The sequence below is a fragment of the Leucobacter sp. GX24907 genome (assembly GCF_053567335.1).
In genome coordinates this window covers 1-16,475 of the sequence record NZ_JBSGPD010000008.1, presented here as the reverse complement: position 1 = coordinate 16,475, position 16,475 = coordinate 1, and the positions used below count along the sequence as shown (strand labels likewise).

Here is a 16,475-nt window from a genome sequence, read left to right as displayed (position 1 = left end):
GCCCTACGGGTGGAGGTTCATGCGTTCCGGATCCCACCAGCCCCGCCACCTACCTTCGGCGAGATACGCCTTGTGGTTCCTTCACGCCCGTGAACCAACCACGATCCTCATCTCGCGTGCAAGGAAAGAGTGCTGGTCGCGGGCACGGCCTAGAAGCAGCGGTCGGGAGCACGCCGTGCCAGGAGCGGCGGCCGGGAGCAGGCCCTGCAGAGAGCACGGGTCGAGTGCACGTGGTGCCGCGAGCTAGCGGCGACCGTGCGGGTTTCCGCGCGCCGCAACCCCGCGCATTCCGCGAGCCCCCTTGCCGTCACCGGGACGCCCTGCCGTGATCTCGCCGTCGCGCTGCGTCTGAGCTTTGCCAGAACGTGACTTGCCAGCACTCGACTTGCCAGAACGTGACTTGCCAGCACTCGACTTGCCCGACCGGGACTTGCCGGCGCTCGGTTTACCAGCACCGGACTTACCGGCACCGGACTTCCCAGAACCCGCTGAGCCTGCGCCGCCGGCCGTGGAACCTCCGTCTTCGGCCGCACTCAGCAACGCCCCGCGTTCGGCAGGCGCCAGCTCGCGCATCTCTCCCGCACGCAGCGTGCCAAGGTGCAGCGGCCCGAACTGTCGCCGAACCAACTCTTCGACCGGATGCCCGACCTCCGCGAGCATGCGTCGCACGATGCGGTTTCTCCCCGAGTGCAGCGTGATCTCAACGAGCGAGCGCGACGATCCGCCCCCGCCCGGCAACAGTTTGGCTCGATCGGCATGGATCGGGCCGTCGCTCAGCTGCACGCCATCCTTCAACTGTTGGATCACCGCCGCCGTCACCCGGCCGCGCACCTTCGCGATATAGGTCTTCTGCACGCCGAAGCTCGGGTGGGCGAGCTTGTGTGCCAGATCGCCGTCATTCGTGAGCACGAGCAAGCCGCTCGTGTCGGTGTCGAGGCGTCCGACGTTGTAGAGGCGGTCTTCGATCTGGTCGGTGAACTCGCGGAGATCCGGCCTGCCGTTCTCGTCGCGCATTGTTGACACGACGCCGCGGGGCTTATTGAGAACGAAGTACCGCTTCGTCGCATCGAGCTGCACGATGACGCCGTCGACTCTGACCTCGTCCGCTTCTGGATCGATACGACTGCCGAGCTCATGCCGCACCTCGCCGTTCACGGTCACACGTCCACCGGTGATGAGCGATTCACACGCACGGCGCGAGGCGACTCCCGCGTTAGCGAGCGCCTTCTGCAGGCGCACGCCGGTGTCCTGCGCAGGCCGACCATCGGGATGATCGGCGCTCTGCCCCACGCCGCGATGCTCACCGCGGTCCTGACCGCGATCCGCCTTGCGGTCTGCAGTGCGCTCAGCGGGCCACCCCCACTCGGCCATGTCGATCTCAACCGATCCTCCATCGACCGAGAAGGCCCCTCCGAAGCTCCCGCCCGATTCGTTCGTCCGGTCGCCACTCATCACGCCTCCTCAGTGCTGAGCGGTGCACCGCTCGTCTGCAGGTCCTCAGCTTGTGCGCCGCTCGCAGGCCCAGAAGACGACTCTTCCTGCAACGCGGTCCCACCGCCTCGCCCTGCGTCTTCATGTTCGAACCCCGCGCTGCCGTCGTCGAGCAGCGGTGCGATGGGCGGCAACTCCTCGAGACTCGTAATGCCGAGGTGTTCGAGCAGCATCTCGTCAGTTCCGTAGAGCACCGCTCCGGTCTCCGGGTCATGGCCTGCCTCGACGATGAGCCCGCGCCCGACGAGCGTGCGCACCACCGAGTCGACGTTCACTGCCCGAATGGACGCAATCGCACCGCGCGAGATCGGCTGACGGTACGCCACGACCGCGAGGGTCTCGAGCGCCGCCTGGCTGAGCCTCGCGGGTGAACGCTGGTGCACGAAATCGGAGATCAGCGGATCAAGCGATTCGCGCACGTAGAAGCGGAAGCCGCTCGCGACTTCCCGTATTTCGAAGCCGCGGCGCGGCCCGAGGCTCTCACCGTTGTAGTCGGCAGTGAGGGTCTGCAATGCGCGGCGCACCTCTCGCACGGGGCGGTCGGTCGCGGTGGCGAGATCCACATCGCTCAGGGGCGATTCGGCGATCATCAGAAGCGCCTCGAGCTGTTGTTCGAGTGCGTGCTCCGAGCGCACCCGATCGACCGTGCTCGCGGGCACCGCAGTACCGTCGCCGGGCTGGTCCGCAGCACCCTCGGTGTGTTCCGCGTCGGCTTGCTCCGCAGTATCTTCGGCATCTGCCAGATCCGGGGTCGCACTTGAAATCTCAGTCATAGTCGCTCCCCAAGGTAGCAAGCTCGTCATCAGACCAGTTCTCGCTCGACCAGCGCACGAGCAGCTCGCCCAGTGGCTCAAGCTGCTCGAAGCTCACCGCAGAACGGCGATACAGTTCGAGCAATGCGAGGAATCGGGCCACAATCACGCCCCGTTCGGATTCTCCCACGATGAGCTCGCGGAATGAGTGCGTGCCGCCTCCTCGGAGCGTTGCGACGACGGTCGCTGCCTGCTCCCGAATCGAAACGAGCGGGGCATGGAGATGGTCGAGTCCGACGGTCGGAATCTCGCGCGGCGCGAATGCGAGCATTGCGATCGCCGCAAAGTCCTGAACGGTCGCCGTCCATACGAGTTCCGGTGCACTCCGACGGAACCGCTCATCGAGCGGCACCCGACGCGGATGCCGCTCGGACTCGAGTTCGAGTCGCTCTCGAAACCATGCACTGGCCTGCTTGAACGCCCGGTACTGCAGCAACCGCGCGAACAACAGATCCCTGGCCTCGAGCAGCGCGATGTCTTCGGCATCGACGACTTCACCCTGTGGCAGCAGACTCGCGATCTTGAGGTCGAGCAGCGTTGCGGCGACGACGAGGAACTCCGAGGCACGGTCGAGTTCGACGATGCCCTGGCCCTCGATCGTCGCCAAATAGGCGATGAACTCGTCGGTGACGAGGCTCAGCGCGACCTCGGTGATGTCGAGTTCGTGCTTGCCGATGAGCGTGAGCAGCAGATCGAAGGGACCGTCGAACACCTCGAGGCTCACACGGAAGCCGTCGCCCGGGCCTTCCGCTCCCGGTTCGGCTACTGCGGCCGTGTCGGTGGGGTCCATGGGCTGGTTCAGGCGACGAGCCGGCGCTCCACGAGCTCCCTGGCGAGCTTCAGATAGGCCTCGGAGGCGGCATTCGATGGGGCATACTCGAGGATCGGCTGCGCGGCGATCTGCGCATCGGGCAGCTTCACGGTACGACTGATCACGGTGTCGAACACCTTGTCGCCGAAGGTATCGACGACGCGTTCGAGCACTTCGCGGGCGTGCAGCGTACGGGCGTCGTACATCGTCGCAAGAATTCCGTCGAGCTCGAGTTGCGGGTTGAGCCGGTCGGTGACCTTCTCAATCGTCTCGATCAGGAGTGCGACGCCGCGAAGCGCGAAGTACTCGCAGGCGAGCGGGATCAGCACCCCGTGGCTCGCGGTGAGCGCATTCACGGTGAGCAGGCCGAGCGAGGGCTGGCAATCCACGAGGATCACATCGTATTCGGATGCGACCTTCCGCAGCACCCCCGCGAGGATCTGCTCGCGGGCCACCTCTGTGACCAGGTGCACCTCGGCTGCTGACAGGTCGATGTTGGCCGGGAGCACGTCGAGCAGCGGCGTAGCGGTCGGCTGGATGGCGTCTCGCGGATCCTTCACGCTTCCCAGCATGAGTTCGTAAATAGTGGGAACATCATGCGCCTGTACGCCGAGACCTGCCGAGAGCGCGCCCTGCGGGTCGAAGTCGACTGCGAGGACCTTGCGTCCGTAGCGCGCGAGCGCGGCTGCGAGGTTGATGGTGCTCGTAGTCTTCCCGACGCCGCCCTTTTGATTGCACATCGCGATAATGCGGGCCGGGCCGTGCTCTACGAGCTCGTCGGGCACGGGAATCAGACGCTCGGGTCTGCCGGTCGGGCCGAGTTCGACCTGCTGTTCTGTCACTCGGTGCTCCTCTCGACGCTCTGAGCCCCCATCCTATCGCTCTGATCCATCCGGGCCTCGTGTGGGGTCGTGCAGCTGGCGAGGAATTGCCATAATGTGGCCATGCCCGAGTTACCGGAGGTATCCGCCCTGGTCGATGACCTGAGGCGACGAGCCGGCGGGCGCGTGCTCGAGCGCCTCGACCTGTTCGCGTTCGCAGCACTGAAGACTGTGGCGATATCTCCTACGGAGCTGCATGGACAGACCATCGACGGGGTCGATCGGCACGGGAAGTTCCTCGATCTGCGCATCGGCCCCAGTCATCTCGTCATGCATCTGGCACGGGCGGGCTGGATCAAGTGGCGTGATGAGGTACCGAAGACACCTGTCAGGCCCGGCAAGAGTCCACTCGCCGCCCGTCTGGTTCTGGCTCGGGACACCGCCGACGATGAGGGGCAACCCGCCTGCCTCGATATCACCGAGGCCGGGACGAAAAAGAACTTGGCGATCTACCTGGTAGCGGACCCTGCCGAGGTGCCGGGCGTCGCCAGACTCGGGCCCGATCCCCTGGATGACGAGTTCACTGTCGAGGCGTTCGCCGACATCCTGGCCGGTGCCGGGAAGGCGCAGATCAAGGGGGTGCTTCGGGACCAGTCGCTCATTGCGGGAATCGGGAACGCCTACTCGGACGAGATCTTGCATGCGGCACGCATGTCACCGTTCAAACCTGCTGCGATGTCACCTGAGGAGATCACAAGGCTCTACGAGTCACTCGGCTCGACGCTGCGGGAGGCGATCGGACGGGCCGAGGGCCGCGCGGCTGCCGAGCTCAAGCAGGAGAAGAAGTCGGGCATGCGAGTGCACGGGCGGGCCGGAGAGGAGTGTCCGGTCTGCGGAGACACGGTGAGGCAGGTGATCTTCTCGGATTCCACCCTGGAGTACTGCCCGACCTGCCAGACCGGGGGAAAGCCTCTTGCCGACCGAGTGCTCTCCAGATTGCTGAAGTGAGGGCTGCGAGTCGCCAACGCATCACTGACACGTTTCCGAGCCTCACCGAGCCTCGCCGAGCTTCACCGGGCGCGGGGGTGCGCCATCAGGTAGTGCTCCCGGAGCGTGTCTGCAGTGACCCGGGTGTAGATCTGCGTCGTCGTCACCGAGGCGTGCCCGAGCATCTCCTGCACGGTGCGCACGTCGGCCCCGCCCTGCAGCAGGTGGGTCGCGAACGAGTGCCGGAGCGTGTGAGGTGACACTTCTGCGGCCAGCTCTGCACGTTCAGCCGCGGCCTTGATGATGAGCCAGGCGGTCTGTCGAGAAACCCGGCCACCGCGAGGGCCGACGAAGAGCGCGGGCGTGCCCCGTCCCTGTGCCACGAGTAGAGGTCTGGCTCGCACGAGGTAGGCGGCGAGCGCCTGCCCGGCGAAGCGCCCGTAAGGCACGATCCGCTGCTTCGATCCCTTCCCGGTGACGCGCAGAAATCCACCCTCGCCGAGCGCCTGCTCCGGATCCGACCCGGCATCGCCGGCGGCGGTCAGCAGGTCGTCGACGTCGAGCCCCACGGCCTCGCTGACACGCGCCCCCGAGGCGTAGAGCAGTTCGAGCAGGGCACGGTCTCGCAGCGCAACTGGCGTGTCTGCGCCGGCCGAATCCGCGGCATGCAGCAATGCTTCGACTTCTTCGACGGAGAGTGCCTTCGGCAGCCGTTGTGAGAGCTTCGGAGTTCGTACGCCTCTGGCCGCATAGTCGGGCAGCAGACCTTCGTCGTAGAGAAATCGGTGCATGCCCCGTACGGTCGAGATGCGACGTGTGATTGAGGCGTGCGAGAGCGCTCGTCCCTCCTTAGGGGCGCCGAGGTGGGCTACATACTCCGAGAGGTGCTGCGGGGAGACCGTTGCGAGGTCGTCGATTCCGCTCTGTTCGAGCCAGGCCTCGTAGGCCTCCAGGTCACGACGGTAGGCGTCTCGACTGTTGGGCGAGAGTCCGCGTTCGATCGCGATGTGCCGCAGGAAACGCTCGATCCCTCCACGGGGCGCGAGCTGCGGTTGCGCGGTCATTCCGACCGCAACCCGCGGGTCAGTGCGCGACGGTCCCAGGGGGTTTCCGGATCGCGGAGCGTCTTCCATCCGCGAGCGCGAGCGGCCTCCGCAGCGAGCAGAGCGTTCGTCGTGACGCCGTTCTGGACCCGGCCGTCGAGCGCCGCCTCGACGGCTTCGGAGAGCGGCACCCAGCGGGAGACCATCTCCGCCTCCTCACCATCGCGCACGAAGTCATGCTCGACGGGGCTGAGCCCGCGGGCGAGGAAGATGCGAAGCGTCTCACTCATGCCGCCCGGTGAGGTATATGTGTCGAGCAGCAGGTGCCAGTGCTCCGCCTGCAAGTCGGCCTCTTCCGCGAGTTCGCGCTGTGCGGCGGCGAGGCCCGGCTCATCAGGCAGATCCATGAGCCCTGCGGGAATCTCCCAGTCGCGGTGCGCAATCGCGTGCCGGTACTGGCGTAGCAGCAACACGCGTTCGTCGTCATCGAGCACCAGCACGCCGACTGCGCCGGTGTGGTCGACGTAATCTCGAGTGAGCACCTGGTCGCCGAATTCGAAGCGGTCGCTCCGCACGTCCCACACGTGCCCGCGGTGCACGAGCTCGCTCTCGAGTATGCGGATCTCCGGAGCGAACTCATCCGCGAGAGGCACGTCGGTCGACGAGTCGGTCGTCATCGGTGCCTCAGGCGTCGAACAGCCGGGTGGCTTCGCGGCGTTCGATAGCCGCCGCAGCCAGGCCCGCGAAGAGCGGGTGCGGGCGGCCGGGACGCGATCGCAGCTCAGGGTGCGCCTGGGTGGCGATGTAGAACGGGTGGATGTCGCGCGGCAGCTCGACGTACTCGACAAGCTCGCCGTCGGGGCTGGTGCCCGAGAAGGAGAGCCCAGCCGCCCCGATCTGATCACGGTAGCGGTTGTTCACTTCGTAGCGATGCCGGTGGCGCTCGCTCGCCGTGCCGGCTCCGTAAAGCTCGGCGGCCAGTGATCCGTCCGCGAGCACGGCCTCGTACAGACCGAGACGCATCGTGCCCCCCAGATCGCCACCACCCGTCACATTCTCAACCTGCTCGGCCATCGTCGCGATGACGGGGACCGGGGTTTCAGGGTCGAACTCGGTCGAGGAGGCATCTGCGAGACCGGCGACGTTCCGCGCATACTCGATGACCATGCACTGCATGCCGAGGCAGAGGCCGAGCGTCGGAATACCGTTCTCGCGAGCAAAACGCAGGGCACCGAGCTTGCCTTCGATACCGCGGATGCCGAACCCACCCGGCACGCAGATCGCGTTGACATCTCCGAGCGCTTCGAGCGCCCCCTCGGGGGTTTCGCAGGTGTCTGACGCGACCCACTTGATATTGACCTTGGTGGCGTGCGCGAAGCCGCCGGCACGGAGCGCCTCGGTAACCGAAAGATAGGCGTCGGGCAGGTCGATGTACTTGCCGACAAGACCGATGGTGATCTCACCCTTCGGGTTGTGCACCGAGTCGAGCACCGGCTGCCACCCGGTCCAATCGACCTCGGCAGACTGTGCCGAAAGGCCCAGGTGGTCGACCACAGTCTGGTCGAGGCCCTGATCGTTGAAGAGCTTCGGGAGGTCGTAGATGCTCGGCACGTCGACCGCGTTGACCACGGCGTCTTCGTCGACATCGCACATCAGTGCGATCTTGCGCAGATTGTCGTCGGTGACGGGGCGGTCGCTGCGCAGCACGAGGGCGTCGGGCTGGATACCGATCGACCGCAGCGTCGCGACGGAATGCTGAGTAGGCTTGGTCTTCTGCTCACCCGAAGCACCCATGAAGGGCACGAGCGAGACGTGCACGAAGATGACGTTCTGTCGTCCGAGTTCGTGACGCACCTGCCGGGCCGATTCCAGGAACGGCTGCGATTCGATGTCGCCGACCGTGCCACCGATCTCCGTGATGATCACGTCGGGCTGCGGATCTTCTTCGGACTGCAGCCGCATGCGGCGCTTGATCTCGTTGGTGATGTGCGGGATCACCTGGACAGTCGCGCCCAGGTAGTCGCCCCTGCGCTCCTTGGCGATCACGTTGGAGTAGATCTGCCCGGTGGTGACGTTCGCAGCCTGCGACAGTTCGATGCCGAGGAAGCGCTCGTAGTGGCCGATGTCGAGGTCGGTCTCGGCACCGTCGTCGGTGACGAAGACCTCACCGTGCTCGAACGGGTTCATGGTGCCCGGATCAACGTTGAGATACGGGTCGAGTTTCTGCATCACGACGCGCAGGCCCCTTGCGGTCAGCAGGTTTCCGAGGCTGGCGGCCGTGAGCCCCTTGCCGAGCGAAGAGACCACACCTCCGGTCACGAAGATGTGCTTGGTGATCTTGGGCCGGTCTGCGTGCTGATCTGCTTCCACGGGCTTCGATCCTATCATTCGATTCTTCAGCGGAGTTCCTGTCTGGGAATCCAGACCTGCTTCACGATCATGAGCACCATCGCCGTGACCGGGATCGAGATGAGTGCTCCGAGCAGCCCCAGGAGTGTGCCACCGGCCAGTGCGCCGATGACCACGAATGAGCCGGGAACCGATACAACGCGATTCATGACCCGCGGCGTGAGCAGGTAGGCCTCGATCTGCATGTAGATCACGTAGTAGATAGCGGCGATGATCGCGGCCTGCGGGGATTCGAAGAGGGCCACCACTGTCACGAGCACGGTAGCCGCAACGGAGCCGATGAGCGGGATGAGCGCGAGCAGGAACACTCCGACCGCTACCAGGCCCGCGAACGGCACTCTGACGATCGTCATCATGATGAAGCCGAGCACCGAGTTCATCAGTGCGAGTATCACCATGCCGTTGACGTAGCCGCCGACGGACTTCGTGACCTGCTCGGTAATGTCCATGACTTTGCCGCGCCCCGAGCGCGGAGTGAGCGAGTAGAAGCCCCGCTTGATCGACCGCAGCGAGGCGAGGAAGTACAGGCTCAGGATCAGGACGATGATGCTGGCGGTGACGCCACTTGCGATGCCGACGCCGGCCTGCCACACGCCGCCGGCCACCTGCGCCCAGTTCTCGGGACTCGTCACGATGCCCTGCCCCATGTGCAGCAGCTCCTGGAAGTCGACGAACTCGCCGAATCTCTCCTGCAGGTCCCAGAACCACTCCTGGCCCTGCACATCATCGATGAGCCCCGGTGCGCTGCGCACCAGCAGAGTGATCTGGTTCGCGATCATCGGGATCACGATCGCGAGTACGGTCGCAATAATCAGGAGGAAGCCGAGGAACACCGTCGCGATTCCGAATGATCGACGCATGCCCTTGCGCTCCAACCAGCGCACCACGGGGTCGAGCCCGAGGGCGATGAATAGGGCACCCACCACATACATGATGATCGTGCTCAGCTGCCCGATCATCGTGCCCACCAGCAGTGCGACGAGCACGCCCAGCGTGATCGTGAAGCCGAGCTGGAACGGACCGCGGACGACGAACTCGCGACGGTTCGCGCTCTCGGGCTCACTCCGCGCCTCGGCGGCAGCCTCGCGCGCATCGCGATACATCTCGCGAGTTTCGGCGTCCATCTGCGTCGGGTCGGCGTGCACCACGTCAGGATGGTTGTCGAGGTAATCGGCGCGTTCGGCGTCAGTGCTGGATGCGTCGGCCGGCGGCTTATCGGAAGCTCCGGCCTGACGACGTCGAAGCCCGCTGATCTTGATCATGTCAGGAGAGTAGCACTCGCCTCGGACGCTCGGGAGAATCAGGCCTCGTTGCCGAGCGACAGCAGCTCAGCGGCATGCTCGAGCGCACTCGACGAGTCGCTGAGCCCTGAGAGCAGACGCGCCATCTCACCGAGCCGCTCCTCTCCGTCGAGCCTGCGGCAGCTGCTCTCCGTGAAGCCGCCAGATGAGTCCTTCACGATCTGCAAGTGGTTATTCGCGAATGCGGCGACCTGCGCGAGGTGCGTCACCACGATCACCTGCGAACTCCGGGCCAGGCGGGCGAGACGCCGTCCGATCTCGATGGCTGCTCCACCTCCGACGCCGGCATCGACCTCATCGAATACGAATGTGGGCACCGGATCGGTTTGCGCCACGACGACTTCGAGCGCGAGCATGACACGCGACAGCTCTCCGCCCGAGGCGCTCTTCGCCACTGGTCGCGGTACGGCCCCCGGGTGGGGTGCAAGCAGGAATCGCACCTCGTCGGCACCGTGACGTCCCAGCTCCGTGGGCTCGAGCTCGGCGAGGAACGAGGCGTCGGGCAACGCCAGCTGCCGCAATTCGGCGGTCACGAGCTCGGACAGTCGGGCTGCAGCGTCGCTCCGCGCTCCGGTGAGCCGCTCGGCGAGCAACTGCTCCGAGCTTCGAAGCTCGGAGAGACGCGCCTCCGAAGTCTCGATGCGTTCGTCGTCACCATCGATCTCGGCAAGTCTGACCGCACTCTCGCCAGCCCACTTCACGACCTCTTCAGACGTCGCACCGTAGAGGCGGAAGAGTCCGTTCAGTGCCGCGAGACGCTCATTCGCCCGTTCGAGTTCGCCCGGCCCTTCCTGATCGAGGTCGCCGGAGTAGGCTGCGAGCTCTCGCGCAGTATCGGCGATCTGAAAACTGATCGCGCGGAGTGACTCGAGCATGCCTTCGAGCGCCGCATCGTGGCCGACAACCCGCTCGATCTCCTGCCTCGCAGTGTCTACGAGAGATCCGGCGTCGCGACTGAACGGGTCATCCGAATCCGTGGCGAGCGCCTCGTGAGCCGTGCTGGTAGCCGCGCGCAGCTCCTCGGCATTGGTGAGCAGTCGGATGCGCGCCTCGAGTTCCACCTCTTCTCCGGGCTGCGGATCCACAGCCGAGATCTCTTCGATCTCGCGTCGCAGACGCTCAGCCTCCGCGGCTCGCTCGTCGCGAGTCTCGGTGAGCTCAACAACCTGTGCCTCAACCTCCCGGCGTTCGTCGTGGACGCGTCGGTACTCATCGAGCACCCCCTGCAACGCCTCACCACCGAAGCGGTCGAGTGTGTTCCGCTGTGCGGCAGAGCTGCGCAGCCGCAGCTGCTCTGACTGCCCGTGCACGGTGAACAGCCGCTCAGCGAGACGGGCGAGACTGCCCACAGGCGCGGCCGCACCGCCGACGTTCGCACGACTGCGTCCCTCGGCATTCACCGTCCGGCCGAGAACGAGCTCACCGTCGTCAAGATCTCCACCGACCTCGTCGACGAGCTCAGCGACGTCGGGATCAGCCGTCCGTACGATGCCGTTCACACGCGCCTGCTGGGATCCGGCACGCACCGCACCAGCGTCGCTGCGCTCTCCCATCAGCAGACCGAGCGCCGAGACCACCATCGTCTTGCCGGCTCCGGTCTCACCGGTGATCGCGGTGAAGCCGGGCCCCAACGAGAGCACCGAATCCGCGATGATGCCGAGATCTCGGATGCGCAGCTCCTCGATCATCGGCGACCGCCCCCGTTGAATCCGGCTGCGCTTCCCCGCCATCCCGTGATCGGCAGATGGAACTTGCGCACCAACCGTTCGGTGAAGACGGCAGGATCAAGCCTCGCAAGCCGCACGGACAGTGGAGAGCGGCGCGCCTCGATGACGGTGCCGGCCGGCACCTCGAAGCGGCGACGTCCGTCGCACCGCAGCACGCCCAGACCAACGCTCTCGGGAAGAATCTCGACGCGCAGGGCCGAATCCGTACCGACGACGACCGGACGGTTGAAGAGTGCGTGCGCTGCGATGGGTACGAGAAGCATCGCCTGCACACCCGGCCAGACGACCGGGCCACCGGCGGAGAACGAATACGCGGTAGATCCGGTCGGCGTGGCGAGCACGACGCCGTCGCACCCGAAGGATGTCAGGGGACGACCATCGACACCGACGGCGACCTCGAGCATACGGCTCAGCTTCTCGATGCTGGCCTCGTTGAGCGCCCAGGTCTCGACGATGATCTCGCCCTCGAATACCGCTCGGACATCGAGCGTGACCCGCTCCTCGACTGTGTAGTCGCGGGCAAGAACCTGCTCAATGGTCGCCGAGAGGTCGTGGCTCTCCATCTCGGCAAGAAAACCGACATGACCGAGGTTCACCCCGACGATGGGACAGGCCGATCCTCTCAGCAGCTCCGCGGCGCGCAGGATCGTACCGTCGCCTCCGAGCACAATCGCGATCTCGATCCGATCGAGGTTGGTATCGGTCTCGAGCTCGAGGATCATCGACAGGTCCACATGCGGAGCAAACTGCTCACGGTCCTCCTGACTCATGACCGGAGTCACCTCGGCGGCGAGCAACGCCGAGATCGCTTCCCGCGTCGCTTCCACTGCCTCATCGCGGGCAGTGTGCGAGACGATGAGGATCTGTCTCTCGCTCATGCGTATTCCTCTCCTCGCCGTCCTTGTACTCCACGCCCGGAGATCCGGTGCGCAGCGCTCCGTTCGGGGCCGGCTCTCTCGGGTCCGGTGCCTCCGCTCCCGAGCACAGTGCCTCGATGCGCCCTTCCCATTCTGACGGATCCGCGGCGGTCGCAGGCACGAGATGCACCAAGAACTCGATGTTCCCCTCCGCTCCCGTGATCGGTGAGATGGCGAGTCCCGCGGCTCGATACCCGCACGCTACTGCCGACTGCAGCACCGTGCGGATCGCCTCCGCACGCAACGACGGATCGGTGACGATTCCCTCTTGAATACCGGTGCGCCCGACCTCGAACTGCGGTTTGATCAACAGCACGGCATCGGCGTCAGGCGCGGCTGTGCGGGCGATCGCGGGCAGGATCAAGGTGAGCGAGATGAACGAGAGATCCGCGACGACGAGCTCGGGACGCTCCGCCTCACCTGTCAGCCGGGCCAGGGAGTCGGCGTTGAGTTCTCGCGCATTGCACCCCTCGACGAGGCGGACTCGAGGATCCTGTCGCAGCGTGTCGTCCATCTGCCCATGCCCGACGTCGACAGCCTGCACCAGCTGAGCACCGCGTTCGAGCAGCACCTGGGTGAACCCGCCGGTCGAGGCGCCGAGGTCGAGCGCACGCCTCCCCGTCGGGTCAATACTGAAGTCGTCTAAAGCTGCGAGGAGCTTCTGTGCGGCACGACCGACATAGTGCCCGGTACCATCGCTCCGAAGCTCGACGCGGCCACCGTCGGGAACCCGCTGCCCCACTTTCGTTACGAGCTCACCATCGACGGATACCAGACCCGCCGCTATCCGCTGCGCGGCTTGGCTCCGTGAACGAATGAGGCCGAGGTCGACGAGTACGCGATCGAGACGATGCGCCGATCCCCTCCAGACCACCTCTACCGAACGTTCAGCGCAGGGCATCGTCGGTACCGTCGCTGCGCTGCAGCTCCGCGAGCAACTGCTCATGCAGCTGCTCGTAACCCCGCGCACGGTCGTACAGCGGTTGACTCTCGACAAGCTCCACCGTGCTGATGAGCTCGTCAGCTGGACCGCCGCCAGTCAGACCAGTGCCGGTCGCCCCGTCGTCTTTCGTCTCGTCTCCAGCCGTCGACGGAACGGAATTCGTTTCAGCTCCGCGCGCGTGCTCTGCAGCCGTCTCGTCCATGCCCCAAGCGTAGCCTGCACCGCCGACGAAGCGGGACGCTAGTACTCGACCCGCCAGTGGTCTTCGAGCAGGATCTCGGGAACTTGCAAGCCGTAGATCGCGAGTCCCGACTGCCAGACTGCCGCGCAGCCCGCCCGCAGCAGGTCGAGCGGCGCATCGCCTTCCGCGACGACCTGCACCACGTGCCCGTCCATGCGCACGCTGGACTTCCCCACACGCACGCTTCCGTTCTTCAGCGTCTCGACTTCGGGGTACGGCTGTTCGAGTTCCTCGAGCGACGCGACGATGTAGTCGGGGCGCATGTCCTTCGACGCTGCGATCAGTTGCTTCGGACGATCCACACCGGTCAACACGTGGAGCGACGCGATCCCGGCTGCCCGAGCACCCTTCATGTCGGTGTCGAGCCGGTCGCCGATCATCAGGGCATTTCGAGTGCCGAACCGAGCGAACGCGGTTTCAAAAATGGGGGTCTCCGGCTTACCGGCGAAGACGGGGAGCCGTTGTACCGCGGTGTGCACTGCTGACACGAGGGTACCGTTTCCCGGGGCCAGCCCCCGCTCAACGGGAATGGTCCAGTCAGTGTTCGTGGCGATCCACGGCAGCGGTGCTGCTCCGGGACGCTCCGCGAGGGCGAACGATGCCTCCGCGAGATGCTCCCACCCCACGTGCTGAGCAAACCCTTGTACCACCGCCGCCGGATCGTCGGCGGCGGTGCGCGTCACGACGAATCCCGCCTTCTGCAGCTCATCGACCAGCCCATCCCCGCCAATCACGAGGACTGTTGACCCCGCAGGAACGCTCTCGGTGAGGAGCGCGACAGCGGCCTGCGGCGAGGTGATGACGCGCTCGGCCGCAGTCTCCAAGCCGAGGCTTCGCAGGTGCGCGGCCACAGCCTCGTCGGTGCGGGAGGCGTTATTGGTGATGTAGCCGAGCGGCACCCGCTTGGCGGCCGCATTCAAACGCTCCACTGCCCCAGGGATCGCCTTCGGGCCGCGGTAGACCACACCATCGAGATCCGCGAGCAGCAGCTCTCGGTTCTCGATCGGCGCCGCACCGAACAGCGGCTTTCTCCCGAAGAGCGCCATGGTCTAGTTCTCCTTGTTCGAGCCAGCGTCCGGCTGCTCTGCAGCGTCGTCTGCGGAGTCGGCGAGAAGCGCATCGACCTCGGCAAGATCAGCGTCAGTCACGGCCATCGCGTCGGCAGGATCGACCTCGGTCAGGTCGGCCTCGGTAGCGCGTGCATCAGCCGAGCCTGCTTCAGCTGCATCTGCTTCAGCTGCATCTGCTTCGGCTATGCCTGCTTCGGCATCGCCGCTCGCGGCCGCCTGCTCGCTCGCTGCTTCTGGCTCATGCTCCTCGAAGACCTCGAACACCTCGAGCTCGTCGTGCACACCGTAATGCTGCTGCAACGCGCGTTCCGCTTCGTCAGCACGAGCATCCCAACTTCCCGCTTCTGCCTCACGACCGAGGTCCTGCAGTACTGCGGCATAGGCGCGGAATAGGTCGGGGCTCCACGAGTAGGCTCGGTCTGGGTTCAGCTCCGGGATCTCCAGCTCGTACAGGGCCTGCTGGGTCTGATTGAGATCCAGGCGAGCACCAGACATCGCGATGGCAAGCTGTACGCGCTGTTCCGTGTCGAGATGCTTCGTATCAGCATCGAGTCCGGTCTGAATAGCCTTTTCCGGACGATCGAGACCACGCTCACAGTCGACCATGAGCGCGAGGTGATCGGCAGAGCCGGTCAACCGTCGATAGGTTCGGAGCTCACGCAACGCGAGCGCGAAGTCACCAGTACGATACGCCGTGATCGCGAGGGTCTCCCGGGTCACCGGGATACGGCCGGCACGGCGCGAAGCCGAGATCGCGTGCTGATGCGCAAGCTCAGGGTCCTCGTCGATCAGGGCGGCAACCATCACGAGGTGCCGTGCGACCCGATCTTGCAGATCGACCTGGAGCTGCTTCAGCTCCTTGCGCGCTGCTGGATGCAGGTCCTTCGCTTGGATCGCATACGGGATCTCCGGGTCCTCGTGCTCAGACCGGACGGGGCGCAGCTCGTGCTGAAGCCGTTCGGCTTCCGTGTACTCGCGGTCGCGACCGCCGCGATCGCTCCGGCCACCACCCCGCGTGCCGCCGCGACCGGTTCGACCGTCGCCTTCAAAGCCACGGCGGGGACGTTCGTCCTGTCCACGCTGACGACGGTCCCCTCCGTCATACCGGCGGCCACCGTCTCGACCGTCACGACGCTGACGCTCTCCATCGCGACGGTACTCACCATCACGATGTGCCCGCCTGTCGCCCTGGGCCGAATCACGACCAGGCCGATCGTCCCGACGCGGTCGATCGTCCCGACGCGGTCGATCGTCCCGACGCAGTCGATCATCACGACGGGGTCGGTCATCGCGACGCTGGCGATCGCCGCCAGTCTGGGATTCACCACGGTGCTGCCGGTCCTGACGCTCACCACGGAAGTTCCGATCCTGGCGTTCACCACGGTACTGCCGGTCCCCACGAGCGCCGGGCTCATCACTTCGATCGGTGTCTCGCCGAGGCCGGTCGGTACGTCCTTCGCCTTCGCGGCGGGGGCCTCCACGGTACCCGCCTCCGCGATGATCGCGGCCGTCACGGGAATCCCGACCCTCGCGGTCGCCGCGGAAGTCGCGATCACTGCCCCGACGTCGATCGCGACCTGCGTCGCCGTCTCGTCTGGGGCGGCGTCCATCGAAATCGCCGCGTCGTGGCCGATCGTTCATGATGCCTCCTGCGGCGTCGTCTCTATGTTCGCCCCAGATTATCCGGGGAAATGAATAAGGGGCCGTCCGTATCATTCTCAGGTCCGCCAACATTGGCGAACCGTCATCGAATCATACGAACGACCCCTCATTATTGTGAAGAGGTCCGGCGGTGTCCTACTCTCCCACGAGGTCCCCCTCGCAGTACCATCGGCGCTGTCAGCCTTAGCTTCCGGGTTCGGAATGTAACCGGGCGTTTCCCTGACGCTATAACCACCGTAA

Annotated in this window: 15 protein-coding genes, 1 rRNA gene and 1 pseudogene; 2 read left to right on the top strand and 15 right to left on the bottom strand. The window is 65.6% G+C overall.

Annotated elements, in window-relative coordinates; all coding sequences use genetic code 11:
* Positions 1 to 498 precede the first annotated feature (498 nt).
* The 4 genes and pseudogenes from ACUYV6_RS11795 to ACUYV6_RS11780 form a co-directional block, all read right to left on the bottom strand.
* Positions 499 to 1,371: pseudogene (locus ACUYV6_RS11795) on the bottom strand (pseudouridine synthase); the annotation flags it as partial.
* A gap of 80 nt (positions 1,372 to 1,451) precedes the next feature.
* On the bottom strand, positions 1,452 to 2,264 hold the full coding sequence (gene scpB, locus ACUYV6_RS11790) for an SMC-Scp complex subunit ScpB (protein WP_449278876.1): 813 nt from the start codon (positions 2,262 to 2,264) through the stop codon (positions 1,452 to 1,454).
* A complete protein-coding gene (locus ACUYV6_RS11785) occupies positions 2,257 to 3,093 on the bottom strand; it encodes a segregation and condensation protein A (RefSeq protein ID WP_449278875.1) in 837 nt (278 codons plus the stop codon). Before ACUYV6_RS11785 ends, scpB begins: the two co-directional genes overlap by 8 nt.
* A gap of 8 nt (positions 3,094 to 3,101) precedes the next feature.
* Positions 3,102 to 3,956, bottom strand: a complete 855-nt coding sequence (locus ACUYV6_RS11780) for a ParA family protein (RefSeq protein ID WP_449278874.1) — start codon at positions 3,954 to 3,956, stop codon at positions 3,102 to 3,104.
* Between the two features lie 102 nt (positions 3,957 to 4,058).
* On the opposite strand from ACUYV6_RS11780, the gene ACUYV6_RS11775 reads away from it, so the two are divergent.
* Entirely contained in the window at positions 4,059 to 4,943 is an 885-nt protein-coding gene (locus ACUYV6_RS11775) for an Fpg/Nei family DNA glycosylase (protein WP_449278873.1), read from the top strand.
* A gap of 62 nt (positions 4,944 to 5,005) precedes the next feature.
* Here ACUYV6_RS11775 and ACUYV6_RS11770 read toward each other — a convergent pair whose 3' ends face one another.
* From ACUYV6_RS11770 to ACUYV6_RS11725, 10 genes are read right to left on the bottom strand one after another with little or no spacing between them, the layout of a single operon-like run.
* A complete protein-coding gene (locus ACUYV6_RS11770; RefSeq protein ID WP_449278872.1) occupies positions 5,006 to 5,986 on the bottom strand; it encodes a site-specific tyrosine recombinase XerD in 981 nt (326 codons plus the stop codon).
* Positions 5,983 to 6,642, bottom strand: a complete 660-nt coding sequence (locus ACUYV6_RS11765) for an NUDIX domain-containing protein (RefSeq protein WP_449278871.1) — start codon at positions 6,640 to 6,642, stop codon at positions 5,983 to 5,985. The genes ACUYV6_RS11770 and ACUYV6_RS11765 overlap by 4 nt, the downstream gene beginning before the upstream one ends.
* Positions 6,643 to 6,649: 7 nt before the next feature.
* The gene (locus tag ACUYV6_RS11760; protein ID WP_449278870.1) at positions 6,650 to 8,353 is read right to left on the bottom strand and encodes a CTP synthase; all 1,704 of its coding nucleotides are present in this window, start codon (positions 8,351 to 8,353) and stop codon (positions 6,650 to 6,652) included.
* A gap of 8 nt (positions 8,354 to 8,361) precedes the next feature.
* Positions 8,362 to 9,636 (bottom strand): AI-2E family transporter, encoded by a 1,275-nt coding sequence (locus tag ACUYV6_RS11755; RefSeq protein WP_449278869.1) that lies wholly within the window; start codon positions 9,634 to 9,636, stop codon positions 8,362 to 8,364.
* A gap of 38 nt (positions 9,637 to 9,674) precedes the next feature.
* On the bottom strand, positions 9,675 to 11,363 hold the full coding sequence (recN, locus tag ACUYV6_RS11750) for a DNA repair protein RecN (protein ID WP_449278868.1): 1,689 nt from the start codon (positions 11,361 to 11,363) through the stop codon (positions 9,675 to 9,677).
* The gene (locus ACUYV6_RS11745) at positions 11,360 to 12,280 is read right to left on the bottom strand and encodes an NAD kinase (protein WP_449278867.1); all 921 of its coding nucleotides are present in this window, start codon (positions 12,278 to 12,280) and stop codon (positions 11,360 to 11,362) included. The genes recN and ACUYV6_RS11745 overlap by 4 nt, the downstream gene beginning before the upstream one ends.
* Entirely contained in the window at positions 12,234 to 13,220 is a 987-nt protein-coding gene (locus ACUYV6_RS11740) for a TlyA family RNA methyltransferase (protein WP_449278866.1), read from the bottom strand. Before ACUYV6_RS11740 ends, ACUYV6_RS11745 begins: the two co-directional genes overlap by 47 nt.
* Entirely contained in the window at positions 13,207 to 13,464 is a 258-nt protein-coding gene (locus tag ACUYV6_RS11735; RefSeq protein WP_449278865.1) for a hypothetical protein, read from the bottom strand. The genes ACUYV6_RS11740 and ACUYV6_RS11735 overlap by 14 nt, the downstream gene beginning before the upstream one ends.
* 38 nt (positions 13,465 to 13,502) lie before the next feature.
* Positions 13,503 to 14,549 (bottom strand): HAD-IIA family hydrolase, encoded by a 1,047-nt coding sequence (locus ACUYV6_RS11730; protein WP_449278864.1) that lies wholly within the window; start codon positions 14,547 to 14,549, stop codon positions 13,503 to 13,505.
* A gap of 3 nt (positions 14,550 to 14,552) precedes the next feature.
* Complete coding sequence (locus tag ACUYV6_RS11725) at positions 14,553 to 15,377, bottom strand: hypothetical protein (protein ID WP_449278863.1); 825 nt, start codon at positions 15,375 to 15,377, stop codon at positions 14,553 to 14,555.
* Here ACUYV6_RS11725 and ACUYV6_RS11720 point away from each other — a divergent pair.
* Positions 15,336 to 16,268 (top strand): hypothetical protein, encoded by a 933-nt coding sequence (locus ACUYV6_RS11720; RefSeq protein WP_449278862.1) that lies wholly within the window; start codon positions 15,336 to 15,338, stop codon positions 16,266 to 16,268. The genes ACUYV6_RS11725 and ACUYV6_RS11720 overlap by 42 nt on opposite strands.
* Before the next feature lie 89 nt (positions 16,269 to 16,357).
* On the opposite strand, the gene rrf is transcribed toward ACUYV6_RS11720, so the two are convergent.
* Positions 16,358 to 16,474, bottom strand: a 5S ribosomal RNA gene (rrf, locus tag ACUYV6_RS11715).
* Position 16,475 lies beyond the last annotated feature (1 nt).

Excerpts from the sequence above, each read along its gene's own strand:
- scpB (WP_449278876.1), bottom strand. The coding sequence starts at position 2,264 with ATGACTGAGATTTCAAGTGCGACCCCGGATCTGGCAGATGCCGAAGAT.
- ACUYV6_RS11785 (WP_449278875.1), bottom strand. The coding sequence starts at position 3,093 with ATGGACCCCACCGACACGGCCGCAGTAGCCGAACCGGGAGCGGAAGGC.
- ACUYV6_RS11775 (WP_449278873.1), top strand. The coding sequence starts at position 4,059 with ATGCCCGAGTTACCGGAGGTATCCGCCCTGGTCGATGACCTGAGGCGA.
- ACUYV6_RS11770 (WP_449278872.1), bottom strand. The coding sequence starts at position 5,986 with ATGACCGCGCAACCGCAGCTCGCGCCCCGTGGAGGGATCGAGCGTTTC.
- ACUYV6_RS11765 (WP_449278871.1), bottom strand. The coding sequence starts at position 6,642 with ATGACGACCGACTCGTCGACCGACGTGCCTCTCGCGGATGAGTTCGCT.
- ACUYV6_RS11760 (WP_449278870.1), bottom strand. The coding sequence starts at position 8,353 with ATGATAGGATCGAAGCCCGTGGAAGCAGATCAGCACGCAGACCGGCCC.
- ACUYV6_RS11755 (WP_449278869.1), bottom strand. The coding sequence starts at position 9,636 with ATGATCAAGATCAGCGGGCTTCGACGTCGTCAGGCCGGAGCTTCCGAT.
- recN (WP_449278868.1), bottom strand. The coding sequence starts at position 11,363 with ATGATCGAGGAGCTGCGCATCCGAGATCTCGGCATCATCGCGGATTCG.
- ACUYV6_RS11745 (WP_449278867.1), bottom strand. The coding sequence starts at position 12,280 with ATGAGCGAGAGACAGATCCTCATCGTCTCGCACACTGCCCGCGATGAG.
- ACUYV6_RS11740 (WP_449278866.1), bottom strand. The coding sequence starts at position 13,220 with ATGCCCTGCGCTGAACGTTCGGTAGAGGTGGTCTGGAGGGGATCGGCG.
- ACUYV6_RS11735 (WP_449278865.1), bottom strand. The coding sequence starts at position 13,464 with ATGGACGAGACGGCTGCAGAGCACGCGCGCGGAGCTGAAACGAATTCC.
- ACUYV6_RS11730 (WP_449278864.1), bottom strand. The coding sequence starts at position 14,549 with ATGGCGCTCTTCGGGAGAAAGCCGCTGTTCGGTGCGGCGCCGATCGAG.
- ACUYV6_RS11720 (WP_449278862.1), top strand. The coding sequence starts at position 15,336 with ATGCGCAAGCTCAGGGTCCTCGTCGATCAGGGCGGCAACCATCACGAG.
- ACUYV6_RS11725 (WP_449278863.1), bottom strand. The coding sequence starts at position 15,377 with ATGGTTGCCGCCCTGATCGACGAGGACCCTGAGCTTGCGCATCAGCAC.